This window comes from Streptomyces qaidamensis, from assembly GCF_001611795.1.
Classification (GTDB): Bacteria; Actinomycetota; Actinomycetes; order Streptomycetales; family Streptomycetaceae; genus Streptomyces; species Streptomyces qaidamensis.
The window spans coordinates 893,354-906,640 of the sequence record NZ_CP015098.1 but is presented as its reverse complement, the minus strand read 5'-3'; the positions used below and the strand labels follow the sequence as shown (position 1 = coordinate 906,640).

Here is a 13,287-nt window from a genome sequence, read left to right as displayed (position 1 = left end):
CGGAGAGGAGAAGCAGTCGCGGCGGTTGCGGTGCCGCGGGTCAGTGGGCCGGGCCGAACCGGGCCAGCGTGGCGAGCACGTCGTCCAGCCAGCCGATCATCATCCGCTCGTACGCGATACCGCCGCGCAAGACGACGTGCTGGAGCTCCCGCTCCGCGTCCAGCGGCGCCTGTGGAGCGGCCGCGCCCGCTGCGGCCCCCGTGAAGTCCCGCTCCTCGCCTGCCAGATAGTGCGCCAGCCGGTCCCGGTGCGCGTGCCGGTGCCGCTCCACCTCGCGGATCAGGGCAGCCGGGTCGTCGAAGGCGGCACCCCGGATCTTCACGGCCAGGTCGTGGCGGACGCTCTCCGGCTCGATCGGATCGTGCAACCACGAGGACAGCGCGGCCCGGCCGAGGTCGGCGACGGAGTACTCCTTCTTGTCCGGCCGTCCTTGCTGCGGGACGTCCCGGGCTTCGACCCAGCCCTCGCTCTCCATGCGCTTCAGTACGCGATAGATCTGTTGGTGGGTCGCGGTCCAGAAGTAGCCGATGGACCGTTCGAAACGCCGGGCCAGCTCATAGCCGGACCCAGGCTTCTCCAAGAGCGACACCAGGATCGCGTGTTCGAGCGCCATGACGACGATCGTGCTATGCAACTTGTTGCATAGCAAGCCTCACTCGTCGATGCGACGCGGCTCACGTCCGCACGTGCTCCCCACCTCAGCGCCAGAGCCTCGCCCGGTGACGGCACCCGGCGGACGATGCCGACAGAGTGCGCCGCACACCCCCATCCCCTGTCATTCCAGGCCGGGCAGCGCCAGCTCGAACCAGACGACCTTGCCCGTGCTCACCCTGGTCGCCCCCCAGCGCTCCGCCAGCTGGTCGACCAGAAAGAGTCCCCGGCCACCCTCGTCACTCAGCCTGGCGTGCCGCATTCTCGGCACCTGCGGCGAGTCGTCGCCCACTTCGCAGCGGAGTACGTCCGTGCGGAGCAGGCGCAGGGTGATCGGCCGGGACGCGAAGCGTACGGCGTTCGCCACCACCTCGCTGACCAGCAGTTCGGCCGGCTCCACCATCGCGTCGAGGCCCCAGTGGTGCAGGGTCCTTCGCGTCAGCCGGCGTGCCTGCCCGGCGGTCTGCGGCCGTGGAGCCATGTACCAGTACGCCACCGCCTCGGGCAGGATGCCCTCGAACCGTGCCGCGAGCAGCGCGATGTCGTCGTCCCGGTCGCGCGTGCCCAGCGAGCCGAGTGCCTGGTCGCACAGGACTTCCAGCGCCGGGGGCTGCGGACCGGCAGTGGCGGCGCGCAGGTGTGCGCACAACCGCTCCACGCCGGACAGCACGTCCGAGTCGCGGGACTCGACGAGCCCGTCGGTGTACAGCAGCAGAGTCGCTCCGGGCGGCGCGTGCATCTCGGTGGTCTCGAAGACGCTCCTGCCGACACCGATCGGTGCCCCGGGCGGGATCGGCAGTACCTCTTCCCGGCCGTCCGTGTGGAGGAGCACCGGGGGTGGATGACCGGCGTTGGCGACCAGCAGTCGATGCAGTACGGGGTCGTACATCGCGTACAGACAGGTCGCCATGTGCTCGTTGCCCAGCCGCTCCGCCTGCTCGTCGAGGTGGTGCAGGACCTCGTCGGGAGGAAGGTCGAGCCCGGCCAGGGTCTGCACGATGGTGCGCAGCTGGCCCATGATGGCGGCCGACGTCATGGAATGGCCCATGACGTCGCCGATCACCAGCGCGACACGGTTGCCGGGCAGGGGGATCGCGTCGTACCAGTCGCCGCCCACCTGGGAGGCCTGCGAGGCGGGCAGGTAACGGCTTGCCAGCCGGACTCCGGTCGGCTGGGGCAGTGCCGGAGGGAGCATCGTGCGCTGCAGTGCGGCGGCGACCGAGGTCTCGCGGAGGTAGAGCGCGGCCTTGTCGGCGCCGAGTGCGGTGTGGGTGGCGAGCTGGGAGGCGACGAGCAGGTCGTCTTCGGTGAAGGCGGGCCGGTCGGCGCGGCGGATGAGGACGACGCTCCCCATGACGTGGCGGCGGCCGTGCAGCGGGGCGATGATCAGCCACGGTCCACGTTGCGCCGCTCCGGCAGCACTGCCCGGTCCCAGCAACTCGGTCAGGGCGGGAGCGACTCCCGGGGCGTCTCCCGTCACGGGCTGCCCGGCTTGCAGCAGCTCGGCCAGCCGGCCGTCGGCAGCCGGACGTATGACGTCCGCCGGCCGCACGTCCGCCGAGGTCTCCGGTGGGAGACCGGGCCCCTGGTCGGCCGGATCCCTCGGCGGCGCCCGGTCCGTGCTGTGCAGCCGCAGCACGGCGGGGGAGCCGGGACCTTCGTCCCCGACCGGCAACGGATCGGACAGGTGGACGAAGGCCGTGTCGGCGAAAGCCGGCACGGCCGCCCGGCACAGTTCGTGCAGCGTCTCGTCGAGATCGATGCCGCGGGCGATCCGGCGCGTCGCCTCGTCGAGGTAGCGGAGCCGGTCGGTCAGCGGTCCCCGCAGCTGTGGCCGAGGCGTGGGCGCGACATGCCCGCTCGCCCTGGCCTCCCTGCCGGGGTGTTCATGAGCTCCCAGGTGCTTCGTCACAGCGTCGCTTCCGTCCGGGTGTTCCCCTGCCGGTGCGGGCGGAGGGTGGAGCCGTCAGTCGCGCCGCCTGCAGCGCAGGAAGATCTGCACCTCGGGCGGTACGTCGGCGCTCGCGGGCGCGTAGGTGTAGGAGGCCTCCTCGACGATCTCGAAGCCGGTCGCCTCGACGGTCTCCCTCAGCTCGTCCCGCAGGTACCCGGACACCCGGATGGTCCTACCGAGGAACGGGATCGAGAAGTCGTCCACGTCGGCCTCCACCATCGACAGCACGAACATGCCGTCCGGCACGAGTAGATGGTGGACGGTCCGCAGCGCGAGGGGGATCTCGGTGCGCGGCAGCATGAGCAGGGAGAAGAAGGCGGCCACCGCGTCGAACCGGCCGAGGTCGCGGGGTCCTCCCGGCCGCAGATCAGCGATGTCCACATGGTGGAAAGTGCCGTCGGGCACGTGCTTGCGGGCAAGGGCGACCATTCCGCCTGACAGGTCGACACCGACGACCTCGAAGCCCGCCTCCGCCAGCTGTCGGGCGGTCGGGAGCCCGGTGCCGCATCCCAGGTCCAGGACGCGGGACCCGGCCAGCAGGGAGTCGACGAGCCACTCGGCGGCCGCGACCTGCCCTTCCTTGTGCGGGAAGGCCTCGTCGTAGTGGTCGCCGATGGCGTCGAAGGCCTCGGCCTGGCCGGTGCGGTCAGGCACTGCGTCCTCGTAGCCCAGGTCGCCGGGAGGGCTGCTGCTCACAGGCGTTCCCCCTTGCCCATCCTGCGTACTTTCCGCATATATCCTCCCCTATCGGGTCCGGGTCGACATCCCGCATACGCACGGTATCCCTTGCGCAACGCCATGTTCCGACCACGGTCGCGACGATGAGGTCACTTCGTGGGATCCGCCTGGCTCCATCGTCCTCAGGCACGGCTCCGGACCGGTGTCCTCCTGGTTGTCCGTGAAGAACCGGCGACTCGTGCTGACGCGAGGGCAGGGAACCGCCCCTGTCCGAGCCGGCCGGTCGATCGGCCTCGGGACAGGCTGCCGGAATCACCTAACTAGGGCAGGGCCTGTTCGGCCCAGATCACCTTGCCCTGCGGGGTGTACCGGGTGCCCCAGCGCTCAGCCATCTGCGACACCAGGAACAGGCCCCGGCCACCCTCGTCCGTCGACGCCGCGTACCGCAGATGCGGTGAGGTGCTGCTGCCGTCCGCCACTTCGCAGATCAGCGTACGGTCGTGGATCAGCCGCACGTGGATCGGCCCGGAGCCGTAGCGGATGGCGTTGGTGATGAGCTCGCTCAGGATGAGCTCCATGGCGAAGCCGAGCTCCGACAGGCCCCAGGAGTCGAGCCTTCGCGACACGGCGTCGCGCATGCCCGCGACGGCGGCGGGGTCCGGCGGTACGTCCCAGTCGGCGACCCGGTCGGGCGGCAGTTGCCGCGTGCGGGCGACGAGCAGGGCGACGTCGTCCTTGGGACGCTCGGGGAGCACACGGTCCAGCACGGCCTGGCAGGTCTCCTCGGGCGCTCGGCCGGGGTGGCCGGTGAGCGCATCGCGCAGCAGCCCCATTCCCACGTCCAGGTCGCGCCTGCGGTCCTCGATGAGACCGTCGGTGTACAGGACGAGCTGGGTCCCCTCGGCGAGGCACAGCTCCGCGGTCTGGAACGGCATGCCGCCGAGGCCCAGGGGTGGGCCGGCGGGCACGTCCGGGAAGGTGACGGTCCCGTCGGGCCGGACCAGCGCGGGCGCCAGATGCCCCGCCCGCGCCATGACGTAGCGGCGCGTCACGGGGTCGTAGATCCCGTACAGGCAGGTGGCGCCCACGACGCCCGCCGCGCTCTGAGCCGCCTCGTTCTGGTCGATGGTTCCGACCAGGTCGTCCAGATGGCTCAGCAGCTCGTCCGGTGACAGATCCAGGGAGGAGAAGTTGTGCACCGCGGTACGCAGTCGTCCCATCGTGGCGGCGGCGTGGAGGCCGTGGCCGACCACGTCGCCGACGGCCAGTGCCACCCGGCTGCCCGGCATGGGAATCACGTCGAACCAGTCTCCGCCCACACCCGACTGGGCGGGGAGGTAGCGGTAGGCGATGTCGAGGGCGTTCTGCTCGGGCATGGCCTGCGGCAGCAGACTGCGCTGGAGGGTGACCGCCAGGGCGTGCTCGCGGGTGTAGCGGCGGGCATTGTCGATGCTGATCGCGGCACGGGCCACCAGCTCCTCCGCCAGCGACACGTCCTCCTCGTTGAAGCGCTCGTGCTGTCGCGTGCGCCAGAAGCCGGCCACGCCCAGCACGACGCCACGGGCCTGGATGGGTGCGGTGATCAGGGAGTAGATGCCGTGGTCGATGATCGCCCTGGCCCGCTCCGGGTCCTGCACGCGCCAGCCCGTGGCGGTGGGCAGATCGCTCACCAACTCGGAGCGGCCGCTGCCGTAGCCGCGCGCGTGGGGCGTGGAGGGAACATAGTCGAACAGCCGGCCCTGTTCGGTGAGCGGATGGTCGTCCACGATGCCGGACACGGCCGCGCGTCGCATGTCCGTTGCCGTGGGGGCCGGCTCCTCGCCGTGCAGGACGGCGTCGGCCAGGTCCACGGTGACGAAGTCCGCGAAGCGGGGAATGGGGACCCGCGCCAGTTCGTCGGCGGTGCGCAGCACGTCCAGGGTGGTACCGATGTGGAGTCCGGCGTCGTACAGCAGCCTGAGGCGCTCCCGGGCCACCTCCGCCCTGCCCGTCACCGCCTGCAGCTCGGTGGAGTCGCGCAGGGTCACCACCGTTTCCCGGGGGCCGCCCGTGCGACCCGTGGGACGCTGGTTGACGGCGATCAGCCGCTCTCCCGCGAGGTGCACCTCGTCGGTGGCCTCGCGCCCGGAGACGAGCAGCGCCTTCAGCTCGGGATCGAGGCCTGGCAGCTCCGGGACGAGCCGCCCCTCGATGTCCATGGGCAGCTCCAGCAGTCGTCTGGCCTCGTCGTTCGCCAGCATCAGCCGCCCGTCGGCGGCCACGATCAGCACCCCTTCCCGAACCGAGTGGAGCACGGTGTCGTGGTGCTCGTACATCAGGGTCATCTCGTCCGGGGCCAGGCTGTGTGTCTGCCGCCGCAGTCGCCGGCCCAGCAGTGCGGTCACGCCGACGGACAACAAGAGCGCTCCGGCCCCGGCGCCCAGGATGATCGGTAGTTGCCGGGCCAACTGACCCTCGACGTTCTCGACCTTCATCCCGGCCGAGACGAGCCCGACGACCTCGTTGCCGGCGTCCTTGATCGGCACCGTGGCCTGCACCTCGCGACCGAGCGGGCCGTCGACGCTCTCCACGTAGAGCATCCCCGCCAGCGACGGTCCGATCTCGCCCACGAACCGCTGTCCGATGCGGTCCGGCAAGGGGTGCGTGTACCGGATGCCCTCGGTGTCCATGACCACGATGAAGTCGACATCGGCGGCCCGGCGTGCCGCTTCCGTGAGCGGCTGGAGGATCTTGCTGGGGTCGGGGGACCGCAATGCCGCCAGGACACCCGGTGAGTGCGCGAAGGTCTGTGCCACGGCCGTCGAGCGGCGCCTTGCCTCGGCGCTGGTGTCCCGCTCCGACTGCAGGATGAGGGCGAAGACACCGCAGGCCACGAGCAGCACCACCAGGGCCACCTGGAAAACCAACACCTGCCCGGCCACGCTCCGCGTGCTCTTGCTGATCAGGCGCTTGACCGACAGGCGTTGAAAACGGGCGAAAAGACTCGCCATGCGACCTTTTTAACACCGGTGATCCCGAGTGGCCAGGGCGCAACCGACCTTGCCCGGCTGACCTGGGGCGCCTGCGCGGCCGTGCCGCGCACGGCCTCGGCCCCTCCGGACATGGCCGTGTCCCCTCGCGGGCAGGGCCGTCAGCCGCGCAATCTCGCGTGTGGCGCATGATCCTTCCGCGCCCTGTGTCCGATTAGGTCGATATGATGCTTTTTGTGATCTCGTCTGCACGGCTGTGGCGCCGTCGCCCCGCCTACAGCGGCCGATGGGAAGCCGCCAGGCTGTCACCCCTGGTCCTGACCGTCCTCATCGCCGGCCTGGCGTTCTCCACACCCAGGGAGATCGCCTTCAGCCGCCTTCTGCCCGCCGCACCCGCCCTCGCGGCCGCGATGTGGCCCGTGCTCCCCACGGTGGCGCTGGGAGCGTTCTGCTTCCTGCTCATGATCGTCCTCAGCTTCTTCCACACCGATCTCGGGACGCAGTACACCTCGGCCGCGATCATCGCGGTCACCTTGGCGGCCGCATACGGCAGTCATGTCCGGCATCAGCGGGAGGAGATGCTCTTCCAGGTCCGCCTCGTCGCCGACGCGGCCCAGAAGGTGCTGCTACGCCCCCTGCCCCGCCGCATCGAGGGCGTCGAGATCGAATCGCTGTATCTGGCGGCCCAGGAACAGGCCAGGATCGGCGGCGACTTCTACGAGGCGATCGGCACCCCGTACGGGGTCCGGCTGCTCATAGGCGACGTCCGAGGCAAGGGCCTGGACGCGGTGGGGGCGGCCTCGGCGGTGATCAGCTGCTTCAGGGAGGCCGCCTATGACGAGCCCGACCTGCGGGGCATCGTCCACCGCCTGGAGACCGCCGTCACGCGCCACAGCGCCGCGTTTCCCGTCCAGGACCAGCCCGAGCACTTCGCCACTGCTCTCCTCGCCGAGATCCCGCACGGCGGCGACCGGCTGCGACTTCTCAACTGCGGGCATCCCCCGCCGCTGATCGAGTATTGCGGGATCGTCAGGGTCCTGGAGCCCACCATCCCCTCCCCGCCCCTGAACCTCGCAGGGCTCATCGGTGACCGCTACTGGGTCGACGTCGTCCCCTTCGCCCCGGGCGAGCAGTTGCTGCTCTACACGGATGGCGTATCCGAGACCCGGGATCACACCGGCCGGTTCTTCCCGTTGCCGGACTGGATGCGGCGGCAGGGCACGGAGTACCCCCGCGAGCTGCTCGACCGGCTGCACGGGGATCTGCTCCGGCACAGCGGCGGAAGGCTCGGCGACGACATCGCGGCCCTCGCGCTGAGGCGCACCACAGCGCAGGACAGGGGAGTCCTGGGCGCCGGGGACTGAATCCCGGTGCCGGGTGGAGGGCCTCCTGTGGCGCATGGGTGCCCGGAACCACCGGATGGGCGCCGCCGACAGGCAGCCGGTTTGGTGACGGCTACCGGGCGACCGGTTTCCTGATGCGGTCCGTCTCGTCCTGGACGAGCAGGGAGAGCAGGGAAGCCACCGACAGGCCCGCTTCGGCCGGGTGGCGCAGCACCTTGTCCGGCTCGATGCGGTAGTTGTTCGTGCGCCCGTCCCGGGTGTGGGACAGGTAACCGTCCTGCTCCAGATCGGAGATGATCCGCGACACGGCACGCTCCGTGAGCCGGCAGCGGGCGGCGATGTCGCGGATGCGGGCGTTCGGATTGTCGGCAATGGCTGCCAGAACGCGCGCGTGGCTGGTGATGAACGTCCATCCGGTGTGGGACTGGGGCACTCCGACCATGCGCAGCATTTTAAGGGACACCGTTGCCGGAACCTAGATACGTGACATACTTTTCATGCAACAGATGACGTGCTCCCGTTCGGGAGAGCCACAGAAGGAGCCCGAAGGTGCCCTGGGACGAGGCCGGCATGCCCGCGCTCACGCGTGACACCGGTGCCATGCCGCTGCCGCAGCAGGCTTCCGCGCATACCCGTCCGGGGGCTGCGCCGTCGCAGTACGAACGGCACGGGGCCTGGGTCGTCGTCGCCCGCGGCGCCTACGACATGGACTCGATCACGCCACTGGCGGAAGCGCTGGACGCCGCGGTCAGGGCGTACCCGAAGGTGATCCTGGACGCCGCCGGCATCACCTTCGCGGACTCGACGCTGCTGAACCTGCTGATCCTCACCCACCAGGGGGGCACCCTGCGCGTGGTCGCCCCGTCACCGCAGCTCCAACGGCTCTGCGAGATCACCGGAGTCGACAGCATCCTGGAGACACGGGATTCGGTCGAGGATGCCGCCGTCTCCTGAACCGCCTCGGCGTGCTCACGTCTTCTTCACAGAAGAGGACCGGCGGCATAGCCTGCGGAAGATCCGTCAGACAGCGGCGGAAAACAGGGCTGGCCCGGGCGTGTGCGGCACTGCCGCAGACCTTGATCGAGGCGTCGCCCGAGGGGCTCGTGACAGGGCGCCGCTGTTGGGCCGAGGACGGCGGCTCCTGCTTTGTTCAGGGCTTGAAACGTGGGTTAACCTGCGGCGTATTTCCACATCACATACACATTGGTGACTGCGGAGATGCATGCACGACAGCCGGGCCGCCCATCGGTCCGGGGGTTCCGAGTCCTCGGTTTCCGAGGGCTCTTGGGGAGCGGAACGAGGGTGCGCATGACCAGCGACAGCACTGGCGTCGTCGATGCGGTGCCGGGCGACCAGGAGTTGCGACGACTGCTGGCCGGCCTGACAGCCGTACGCGACGGGGACTTCGGCACCCGGCTGCCGGACGACGCGGACGGCCTCATGGGCGACATCGCCAAGGTCTTCAACGGCATGGTCGACCAGCTGTCCGTGTTCACCTCCGAAGTCACCCGGGTGGCCCGCGAGGTCGGTACCGAGGGGACACTCGGCGGGCAGGCGGAGGTGCCGGGGGTCTCGGGCACCTGGGCCGACCTCACCGACTCGGTCAACGCCATGGCGGGCAACCTGACCACCCAGGTCCGCGACATCGCCCAGGTGGCCACGGCCGTCGCCAAGGGCGACCTTTCGCAGAAGATCGACGTGCCCGCCCGCGGCGAGATCCTCCAGCTGAAGGAGACCGTCAACACGATGGTCGACCAGCTGTCCGCGTTCGCCGACGAGGTCACGCGTGTCGCCCGCGAGGTCGGCAGCGAGGGGCGGCTCGGCGGCCAGGCCCAGGTGCCGGGCGTGGCCGGGGTCTGGCGCGATCTGACCGACTCCGTGAACCACATGGCGGGCAACCTCACCAGCCAGGTCCGCTCCATCGCCCAGGTCACCACGGCGGTCGCCGAGGGGGACCTGTCACAGAAGATCACCGTGGACGCGCGAGGCGAGATCCTGGAGCTGAAGAGCACCATCAACACGATGGTCGACCAGCTGTCCGCGTTCGCCGACGAGGTCACGCGTGTCGCCCGCGAGGTCGGCACCGAGGGGCGCCTCGGCGGCCAGGCGGACGTCAAGGGCGTCAAGGGCACCTGGCGCGACCTCACCGACTCGGTGAACTTCATGGCGGGCAACCTCACGGGCCAGGTCCGCAACATCGCCCTGGTGGCCACGGCGGTCGCCAAGGGTGACCTGTCACAGAAGATCACCGTGGACGCGCGCGGGGAGATCCTGGAGCTGAAGAGCACCATCAACACGATGGTCGACCAGCTGTCCGCGTTCGCCGACGAGGTCACGCGTGTCGCCCGCGAGGTCGGCACCGAGGGACGCCTCGGCGGCCAGGCCCAGGTGCGCGGTGTGTCGGGGACCTGGAAGGACCTCACCGACAACGTCAACGTGATGGCGTCGAACCTCACCGGCCAGGTCCGCTCCATCGCCCAGGTCGCCACCGCCGTGGCACGCGGCGATCTCTCGCAGCGCATCACCGTGGAGGCCGCGGGCGAGGTCGCGGCGCTGGCCGAGGTCATCAACACGATGGTCGACACGCTGTCGGCCTTCGCCGACGAGGTCACGCGCGTCGCCCGCGAGGTCGGCACCGAGGGGCGCCTCGGCGGCCAGGCCCACGTGCCGAACGTCGCCGGCACCTGGAAGGACCTCACCGACAACGTCAACTCCATGGCCAACAACCTCACCGGCCAGGTGCGCAACATCGCGCTGGTGACGACCGCCGTGGCCAAGGGCGACCTGTCGAAGAAGATCGACGTGGACGCCCGCGGTGAGATCCTCGAACTCAAGACGACGATCAACACGATGGTCGACCAGCTGTCCGCGTTCGCCGACGAGGTCACCCGTGTCGCCCGCGAGGTCGGGACCGAGGGCCGCCTCGGCGGACAGGCCGAGGTCGAGGGCGTCTCCGGAACCTGGAAGCGTCTGACGGAGAACGTCAACGAACTGGCGGGCAACCTGACCCGGCAGGTCCGCGCCATCGCCGAGGTCGCCAGCGCCGTCGCCGAGGGCGACCTGACCCGCTCCATCACCGTGGAGGCCTCCGGCGAGGTCGCCGAGCTCAAGGACAACATCAACTCGATGGTGGAGTCCCTGCGCGAGACCACCCGGGCCAACCAGGAGCAGGACTGGCTCAAGACCAACCTCGCCCGGATCTCGGGCCTGATGCAGGGCCACCGCGACCTGCCCGTGGTCGCCGAGCTGATCATGGACGAGCTGGTGCCGCTGGTGTCGGCCCAGTACGGGGCCTTCTACCTCGCCGAGGACGGCGACGACGGGCCCGAACTGCGGCTCGTCGGCTCCTACGGCTACCCCGAGGAGAGCAGCCGGCCCTCCCGCATCGCCTTCGGCCGCACCCTGGTCGGCCAGGCCGCGCGCAGCCGGCGCACCATCATGGTGGAGGAGCTGCCGGAAGGCTACGTGACCATCTCCTCGGGGCTGGGCCAGGTGGTGCCGACCGCGCTGGTGCTGCTGCCCATCGTCGTCGAGGGCCAGGTCCTCGGCGTCATCGAGCTGGCCTCGGTCACGCCCTTCACCCAGATCCACCGGGACTTCCTGGGCCAGCTGATGGAGACCATCGGCGTCAACGTCAACACCATCGTGGCCAACGCCCGCACCGACGAGCTGCTGGTCGAGTCGCAGCGCCTCACGGTCGAACTCCAGGCCCGCTCCACAGAGTTGCAGGTGCAGCAGGAGGAACTCCAGCGTTCCAACGCGGAACTGGAGGAGAAGGCCTCGCTGCTGGCGGCGCAGAACCGGGACATCGAGGCGAAGAACCTCCAGATCGAGCAGGCCCGCCAGGAACTGGAGACCCGCGCCCAGCAGCTGTCGCTGGCCTCGAAGTACAAGTCGGAGTTCCTGGCCAACATGAGCCACGAACTGCGCACCCCGCTCAACAGCCTGCTCATCCTGGCCCAGTTGCTGGCACAGAACCCGTCCCGCAACCTCACGCCCAAGCAGGTCGAGTACGCGCAGATCATCCACTCCGCCGGGTCGGATCTGCTGCAGCTCATCAATGACATCCTCGACCTGTCGAAGGTCGAGGCCGGGAAGATGGACGTGACGCCCGAGCGGGTGACGCTCCGGCAGCTCATCGAGTACGTCGAGGCCACCTTCCGGCCGATGACGACGCAGAAGAGCCTGGACTTCACCGTGACGACCGCTCCCGGCGCGCCCGCGGACGTGCTGACGGACGACTCCCGACTGCGCCAGGTGCTGCGCAACCTCCTGTCGAACGCCGTGAAGTTCACCGAGCAGGGGGGCGTGGAACTGAGCATCGAACCCGCGTCGGACGACGAGGTGCCCGCGGGCGTGGTCCGGGGCGCCGCCGTGGTCGCCTTCCGGGTCAAGGACACCGGCATCGGCATCCCCGAGCAGCACCTGGAGACGATCTTCGGCGCGTTCCAGCAGGCGGACGGTACGACGAGCCGCAAGTACGGCGGCACCGGCCTGGGCCTGTCCATCACCCGCGAGATCGCCCAACTTCTGGGCGGCGCCGTGTCCGTGCACAGCACGCCCGGCCAGGGCAGCACGTTCACGCTCTTCCTGCCCGTGGCCCGTCCCGACTTCGAGGAACTGCTCAGCCACGGCAGGCCCCTTGAGCGGACCTCGGTCGAACCCGTGCCGCAGGGCCTGGCCGGCTCGGTGCCGGTGCCCCAGATCGGGCCCGGCCCGCGGCCCCGGCGCCTGCTCGTCGTGGAGGAGCGCTCGCGCGGTCTGCTGACCCTCGTCGCGGAGAGTGTGGTCGCCGACCTGGCACACGGCCGCGCCGACGGTGCTCAGCGCCCCGCGATCGACATCATCACCGCCGTCGGAGCGCAGGAGGCGGCCGGTGCGCTGGCGTCCGAGCCGTGCCACTGCGTCGTCCTGGAGCTGGGCATGCGCGACGACGAGGCGTCCCGCTTCCTCCAGGCACTGGAGGGCGACTCGGCGCTGACGAGCGTGCCGGTGCTGGTGCACAGCAGCCACCCCATGGACGTGCCCCTGGACGAGACGCTGCGCTCCCGCTCGGCGGGCGGTGCGCTGGAGCTGCTGTCCAGCCTCGACGAGCTGCGCGAGCGCATCGCCCTGCACCTGTCCGCCGAGGAGCCCGGTGACGTGCTCTCCCTCGTCCGGACCGAAGGGCCGCAGCATGTGACGCCGCCGTCCGTCGACGACACCGCGGCCGGCCGCACCGTCCTCGTCGTCGACGACGACGCACGCAACCTCTTCGCGCTGAGCGGGATCCTGGAGCTGCAGGGCTTCCGCGTCCTGCACGCCGAGAACGGGCGCAGAGGCATCGAGACGCTGGTGAACAACCCGGACATCGCCCTCGTGCTGATGGACGTGATGATGCCGGAGATGGACGGCTACACCGCGACGGCCGAGATCCGGCGGATGCCGCAGTACGCGGAGCTGCCCATCATCGCCGTCACGGCGAAGGCGATGCCGGGCGACCGGGACAAGAGCCTCGCCTCGGGTGCCAGCGACTACGTCACCAAGCCCGTCGACACGCGCGACCTCATGGCCTGCGTCCGCCGCTGGCTGCCCGCATGAGCACCCCGGCGCCCGGTCCGCCGACCGGCGGACCGGGCGCCCCGCAGCGCCTGTCGTTCCGCGCCTCAGGGCGCTCCAGCCGAGGAGCATCCACACCGTGAGCATGTCCGAG

General features: G+C 70.2%; 8 protein-coding genes. 3 read left to right on the top strand and 5 right to left on the bottom strand.

Features of this window, described 5'->3' with window-relative positions; genetic code table 11:
* Positions 1-40: 40 nt before the first annotated feature.
* The 4 genes from A4E84_RS04035 to A4E84_RS04020 all read right to left on the bottom strand — a co-directional run bounded on the left by A4E84_RS04035 (position 41) and on the right by A4E84_RS04020 (position 6,273).
* Positions 41-613, bottom strand: coding sequence for a PadR family transcriptional regulator (locus A4E84_RS04035; RefSeq protein ID WP_062925213.1), 573 nt, complete (start codon positions 611-613; stop codon positions 41-43).
* 162 nt (positions 614-775) lie between these two features.
* Entirely contained in the window at positions 776-2,479 is a 1,704-nt protein-coding gene (locus tag A4E84_RS04030) for a SpoIIE family protein phosphatase (protein ID WP_062931288.1), read from the bottom strand.
* A gap of 138 nt (positions 2,480-2,617) precedes the next feature.
* Complete coding sequence (locus tag A4E84_RS04025) at positions 2,618-3,301, bottom strand: class I SAM-dependent DNA methyltransferase (RefSeq protein WP_062925212.1); 684 nt, start codon at positions 3,299-3,301, stop codon at positions 2,618-2,620.
* Positions 3,302-3,603: 302 nt separating this feature from the next.
* Positions 3,604-6,273 carry a SpoIIE family protein phosphatase gene (locus tag A4E84_RS04020; protein WP_174569403.1) on the bottom strand — a complete coding sequence of 890 codons (2,670 nt, stop codon included), beginning with the start codon at positions 6,271-6,273 and terminating at the stop codon, positions 3,604-3,606.
* Positions 6,274-6,488: 215 nt separating this feature from the next.
* On the opposite strand from A4E84_RS04020, the gene A4E84_RS04015 reads away from it, so the two are divergent.
* Positions 6,489-7,616, top strand: coding sequence for a PP2C family protein-serine/threonine phosphatase (locus tag A4E84_RS04015; protein ID WP_062925211.1), 1,128 nt, complete (start codon positions 6,489-6,491; stop codon positions 7,614-7,616).
* Positions 7,617-7,707: 91 nt separating this feature from the next.
* Here the strand turns inward: A4E84_RS04015 and A4E84_RS04010 are convergent, their stop codons facing one another.
* Positions 7,708-8,037: a helix-turn-helix transcriptional regulator gene (locus tag A4E84_RS04010; RefSeq protein WP_062931286.1), complete on the bottom strand. Its 330-nt coding sequence runs from the start codon at positions 8,035-8,037 to the stop codon at positions 7,708-7,710.
* A gap of 107 nt (positions 8,038-8,144) precedes the next feature.
* Between A4E84_RS04010 and A4E84_RS04005 the strand changes: the two genes are divergently transcribed.
* Together A4E84_RS04005 and A4E84_RS04000 are read left to right on the top strand one after the other, a co-directional pair.
* Positions 8,145-8,549: an STAS domain-containing protein gene (locus A4E84_RS04005; protein ID WP_237304815.1), complete on the top strand. Its 405-nt coding sequence runs from the start codon at positions 8,145-8,147 to the stop codon at positions 8,547-8,549.
* Positions 8,550-8,903: 354 nt separating this feature from the next.
* A complete protein-coding gene (locus A4E84_RS04000) occupies positions 8,904-13,175 on the top strand; it encodes a HAMP domain-containing protein (protein ID WP_062925210.1) in 4,272 nt (1,423 codons plus the stop codon).
* The last annotated feature ends 112 nt before the right edge of the window (positions 13,176-13,287 follow it).

Bases quoted from the DNA above. Each gene is read 5' to 3' on its own strand.
- A4E84_RS04035 (WP_062925213.1), bottom strand. From the start codon at position 613: ATGGCGCTCGAACACGCGATCCTGGTGTCGCTCTTGGAGAAGCCTGGG.
- A4E84_RS04020 (WP_174569403.1), bottom strand. From the start codon at position 6,273: ATGGCGAGTCTTTTCGCCCGTTTTCAACGCCTGTCGGTCAAGCGCCTG.
- A4E84_RS04010 (WP_062931286.1), bottom strand. From the start codon at position 8,037: ATGGTCGGAGTGCCCCAGTCCCACACCGGATGGACGTTCATCACCAGC.
- A4E84_RS04000 (WP_062925210.1), top strand. From the start codon at position 8,904: ATGACCAGCGACAGCACTGGCGTCGTCGATGCGGTGCCGGGCGACCAG.